Consider the following 5,078-nt stretch of genomic DNA (forward strand, 5'->3'; position numbering starts at 1 on the left):
CCTCTTTCGGAAGCGGGTTAAGACCCCGCGCGTCGAGGGCTCACCGGATAACGACCGCGCGGAGCGTCCTGGCTTCGTCGAAACGGTACTCACTACCCAAACCTCCGGACGAACGTCCGGCGCTCCGCATCCCCTTCCATCCCTTCAGCGGCCAGCCGCGTGAAGCGGCCAAGTCGCGCGCCTGCCTGCTTCCTGGTCTTGTCGCCGCTTTCGAACGCTCCACCCCATTGCTGACTCCCCGTGGCGTGAACCGGTGCTATGACTCCCGCGCCATTGGGGAGAATCCTTGCTCATGTACCGTCGCTTACTGGCCGCCTCGGCCGCTTTCGCCCTCCTGTCGGGCGCCGCCCACGCTCAGGACATCCGCACCGCCGAAGCGCTGCGTGACAAGGCGCTGCTGGACCGCACCGCCTGGGACATCACCGAGGACCTCACCACCACCATCGGCCCGCGCGTCGTCGGCTCGCCGGCCATGGAGCGCGCCAAGGATTGGGGCGCGGCCAAGCTGAAGGCCTTGGGCTTCGCCAACATCAAGATCGAGCCGTTCGCCAAGCCGTCCTGGACGCGGGGCGAGGAGAGCGCCGAGCTGGTCGCGCCCTATCCGATGAAGCTGTCGATCGTGGGTCTGGGCCGCACCTTGCCGACCCCGGCCGCGGGCATCGAGGCCGAGGTCGCCCTGTTCCACACCTACGCCGAAATGATCGCCGCCCCCGAGGGCGCGCTGAAGGGCAAGATCGCCGTCATCACCCAGCCCATGGTCCGCGCCCAGGACGGCTCGGGCTACGGCGTGGCGGGCATCTCGCGCCGCGCCGGTCCGGTCGAGGCCGCCAAGCGCGGGGCCGTGGCCCTGCTGATCCGCTCGGTTTCGACCTCCGACTCGACCGTGCCGCACACCGGCGTGACGGGCTTTGGCCCTGACGTCCTGACCATTCCCGCCGCCGCCATGGGCGTGCCGGAGGCCGAGCAGCTGGAGCGCCTGGCCAAGAAGGGCCCGCTGCGCATCAAGCTGAAGCTGGCCTCGACCACCGATCCCAACGACGTGGCCTGGAACATCTCGGGCGAGATCAAGGGCGCGGAGAAGCCGGACGAGGTGATCGTCATCGGCGGCCACCTGGACAGCTGGGACGTCGGCACCGGCGCGCTCGACGACGCCACCGGCATCGCCATCACCACCGCCGCGGCCAAGCTGATCGGCGACCTGCCCAAGCATCCCAAGCGCACCATCCGCGTCGTGATGTGGGGCTCGGAAGAAAGCGGCGGCTCGTCGGACGCCTATATCGCCGCCCACAAGGACGAGGCCTCGAAGATCGTCCTGGCCGGTGAAAGCGACAGCGGCGCCGACCGCATCTACTCGCTGAAGCTGCCGGCCGGCGCGGCCGCCCATCCGATCGCCACGACCGCCGCCAACCTCCTGGCCCCGCTGAAGATCTACGTGAACCGCCAACCGGCTTCGCACGGCGGCGCGGACATCGAGGGCCTGGAACAGGCCGGCGTGCCGTCGATCGAGCTGGAGCAGGACGCCAGCCGCTACTTCGACTATCACCACACCATGGACGACACCCTCAACAAGGTGCGTCCGGACGAGCTGGCGCAGAACGTCGCCGCCTGGGCCAGCCTGATCTATCTGGTGGCCGACAGCGACATCGACTTCCGCGCGCTGAAGCCGGCGGGCGCGGCGGCTCCGGCCTCTCACTAAAGCTCACAACTTTCGCTCTCCCTTCCCCCTTGATGGGGGAAGGGTCGGGGATGGGGGTGTTGGCACGGCCTTTCCGCCTCTCTAGGAAGAGCGGTAAGGCGTCCGACGCGGCGCGATCATCCCCACCCAACCCTCCCCCATCGAGGGGGAGGGCTTCGTAGAGCGCCTCATGACCAAGCCCCTGTCTGGCCGCCACATCGCCGTCCTGCTGGGCGGTCCCTCGTCGGAACGCAAGGTGAGCCTGGTCTCGGGCGCGGCCTGCGCCGACGCCCTGGAGCGGCTGGGGGCGAAGGTGACGCGGATCGACGCGGGCAAGGACATCGCCCAGGTCCTGACGGCGACCAAACCAGACATGGTCTTCAACGCCCTGCACGGCGAATGGGGCGAGGACGGCTGCGTCCAGGGCGTGCTCGAGACGCTGGAGCTGCCCTATACCCACTCCGGCGTGCTGGCCTCCGCCCTGGCCATGGACAAGGCCAAGGCCAAGGCCGTGCTGGCGGCGGCCGGCGTGATCGTGCCGGGCGGCGGCCTGTTCAATCGCCACGACGTCGCCCGCGAGCACGTGATGAAGCCGCCCTACGTGGTCAAGCCGAACGCCGAGGGCTCGTCGGTCGGCGTGTTCCTGGTCTTCGAAGGCGCCAACCGACCGCCCGAGGAACTGGCCTCTCCCGCCTGGACCTATGGCGAGGAGGTCATGGTCGAACCCTATGTCCGGGGGCTCGAACTGGCGGTCGCCGTCATGGGTGAGGCGAATGGTCCCAGAGCCCTCGCGGTAACCGATATTCGCGCATCCACAGGTTTTTATGACTACGAGGCCAAGTACTCGGAGGGCGGTTCGATCCACGTCCTGCCGGCTCCAATCCCTGATGGCGTAAGGGATAGAGCGATGCGAATGGCCGAGTTGGCGCACTCGGCTCTTGGTTGTCGAAGTGTAACCCGATCCGACCTCCGTTATGACGACATTAACGACATTCTGGTCCTTCTAGAGGTCAATACGCAGCCCGGCATGACCCCGACCTCGCTCGCCCCCGAGCAGGCCGCCCACGTCGGGATCCCGTTTGACCAGTTAGTTTTGTGGATCGTGGAGGACGCTTATGCCCGCCGCAACGCGGGGGGGACCGCCTAAGCCTAGGCGACCCCGGGCCGAAGCCCCCTCAAGTCCGAGCAGAGGCAAGCCGGCGTCCCGAGGGGCGCAGCCGGCCGCCAAGCTGCACGCCGCCAAGGGCGTGGGTCTCTCGCCCACGGTGGCCCTCAGCGTGGCGGGCGCGGCCCTGGGCCTCGGACTTGTGGTGATGTTGGCGACAGGACATCGCGCCGAGCGTATCGGCGCGTCGATGGCCCATGGCGTCGACGCCTCCTTCGCGACCGCCGGCTTCAAGCTGAAGACCGTCCATATCCGCGGCGCCTCGGCGACCGCCCAGGCCGACATCCTGAAGGCTTCGGGCCTCTATCTCGACCAGCCCACCCTGGGCATGGACCTGGCGGGCGTCCGCCAGCGGGTGCAGGGCGTGGGCTGGGTCAAGGACGCCAAGGTGGTGCGGATGCTGCCCGACACCGTGCTGATCGCCATCGAGGAGCGACCGGCGCTGGCGGTCTGGCAGAACCAGGGCCGCATGAAGGTGATCGACGCCGAGGGGCGGGTGATCAACGAGGCCGATCCCGCGCGCTTCCCCGGGCTGCCGCTGGTGGTGGGGCAGGGCGCGGACCAGGCCGCGGGCCTGATCCTGCCGGCGGTGGCTTCGCGGCCGCGCCTGCGTGATCGCCTGGAAGCGCTGGTTCGGGTCGACGACCGCCGCTGGGATCTTCGCCTGAAGGACGGATCGCTGATCCAGCTTCCGGCCATCGACGAAGAATCCGCGCTGATTCAATTGGATCAGCTCGACCAACGGCAGCGAATCCTCGACATGGGGTTTGCGCGGATCGATCTGCGCGACCCCGAAATGGTGGCTGTGAGACCTCGCGACGCGGAGCTGCCCGGGCAGCCTGCCGCCGGCGGGGCGTAAGATGATTGATGGGCTGAGGTGTCGATAGCGATGTCGCGATTGGAGGAACGGAAGCAGGCTCGCGAAGGCCTGAAGGCCACGCTCGTGCGCCAGCCCGCCATCGCGGCCGTGGACCTGGGCGCGTCCAAGGTCACGTGCTTCATCATGAAGGCCGATGGCGTTCATCGCGAGAACCGCACCCTGACCACGTCGGGCGTCGGCTACGTCCAGTCGCGCGGCGTGCGTGGCGGCGCGATCGTCAATCTGGACGAGGCCGCCCAGGCGATCGCCCAGGCGGTGGAGCGGGCCGAGACCGTGGCCGGCGTCAACGTCCAGGGCGTGAGCGTCTGCACGGCCGGCGGCCAGTTGGCCAGCCATCGCGTCCATTCGCAGGTGTCGCTCGGCGCACGGCCGATCTCCGACAGCGACCTGTCGCGCGCCATCGCTTCGGCTCTGGCCCAGGTGCGCATTCCCGGCCGCAAGCCCATTCACCTGCTGCCGATCGCCTGGTCGGTCGACGGCCAGCGCGGCATCCGCGACCCGCGCGCCATGTTCGGCCGTTCGCTGGGGCTGGAGCTGCTGGTCGTCTCGGTCAACGAGAACATCTTCCACACCCTGGCCCACTGCGTCGAGCGCGCCCACCTCAGCTTCGAGGGCATCGTCGCCGCGCCGTTCGCCTCGGCCCTCGCGGCTCTGGAAGAGGACGAGATGGACCTGGGCGCCGTCTGCATCGACATGGGCGGCGGCTCGACCTCGGTGGCGGTCTTCAACAACGGCGCCCTGTGCCACGTCGACAGCCTGTCGGTGGGCGGCGGCCACGTGACCCAGGACATCGCCCGCGGCCTGCAGACCTCGGTGGTCGGCGCCGAGCGCATCAAGACCCTGCATGGCAGCGCCATCGCCTCGGCCAACGAGGACCGCGAGATGATCGAGGCCCCGCCGCGCGGCGACGATCCGGGCGCGGGTCCGGTGATCGCGCCGCGGTCCCTGCTCAAGGGCATCATCCAGCCGCGCGTCGAGGAGACCCTGGAACTGCTGCGCGAGCGCCTGAAGGCCTCGGGCGCGCCGGTCGAGCCGGGCGCGGGCATCGTCCTGACCGGCGGCGCCAGCCAGCTGGCCGGCGTGCGGGAAGTGGCCGTGCGCGTCTTCGATCGTCCGGTGCGTCTGGGCCGTCCTCGCAGGGTTCCTCATTTGGCCGACGCCGCCTCGGGGCCCGCCTTCTGCGCCGCCGCCGGCACCCTGCACCGCACCGCCTTTGGCCCGCGCGAGGCCGTCTCGTCCAAGGCCCTGGCCGGCGGCGTCGCCCGCAAGCGCCCGCTGGACCCCAACGCCAGCCCGATCTCCCGCGCCGCGGCCTGGCTGCGCGACAATCTTTGACCTGACGCCGTCCCGGCGGTTCA

At 69.5% G+C, this 5,078-nt stretch carries 4 protein-coding genes; all 4 read left to right on the plus strand.

Going from position 1 to position 5,078, the window contains the following annotated elements; all coding sequences use genetic code 11:
* Positions 1-286 precede the first annotated feature (286 nt).
* Positions 287-1,696 carry a M20/M25/M40 family metallo-hydrolase gene (locus VJ655_RS12560; RefSeq protein WP_324111541.1) on the plus strand — a complete coding sequence of 470 codons (1,410 nt, stop codon included), beginning with the start codon at positions 287-289 and terminating at the stop codon, positions 1,694-1,696.
* Positions 1,697-1,865: 169 nt separating this feature from the next.
* The gene (locus VJ655_RS12565) at positions 1,866-2,822 is read left to right on the plus strand and encodes a D-alanine--D-alanine ligase (RefSeq protein WP_324111543.1); all 957 of its coding nucleotides are present in this window, start codon (positions 1,866-1,868) and stop codon (positions 2,820-2,822) included.
* Positions 2,791-3,699: a cell division protein FtsQ gene (gene ftsQ / locus VJ655_RS12570; protein WP_324111545.1), complete on the plus strand. Its 909-nt coding sequence runs from the start codon at positions 2,791-2,793 to the stop codon at positions 3,697-3,699. Before VJ655_RS12565 ends, ftsQ begins: the two co-directional genes overlap by 32 nt.
* Positions 3,700-3,729: 30 nt before the next feature.
* Positions 3,730-5,055, plus strand: coding sequence for a cell division protein FtsA (gene ftsA, locus VJ655_RS12575; protein ID WP_324111546.1), 1,326 nt, complete (start codon positions 3,730-3,732; stop codon positions 5,053-5,055).
* The last annotated feature ends 23 nt before the right edge of the window (positions 5,056-5,078 follow it).

Origin of the sequence: Caulobacter sp., assembly GCF_035254145.1 — a bacterium.
In the GTDB taxonomy this organism is placed as follows: Bacteria; Pseudomonadota; Alphaproteobacteria; order Caulobacterales; family Caulobacteraceae; genus Caulobacter.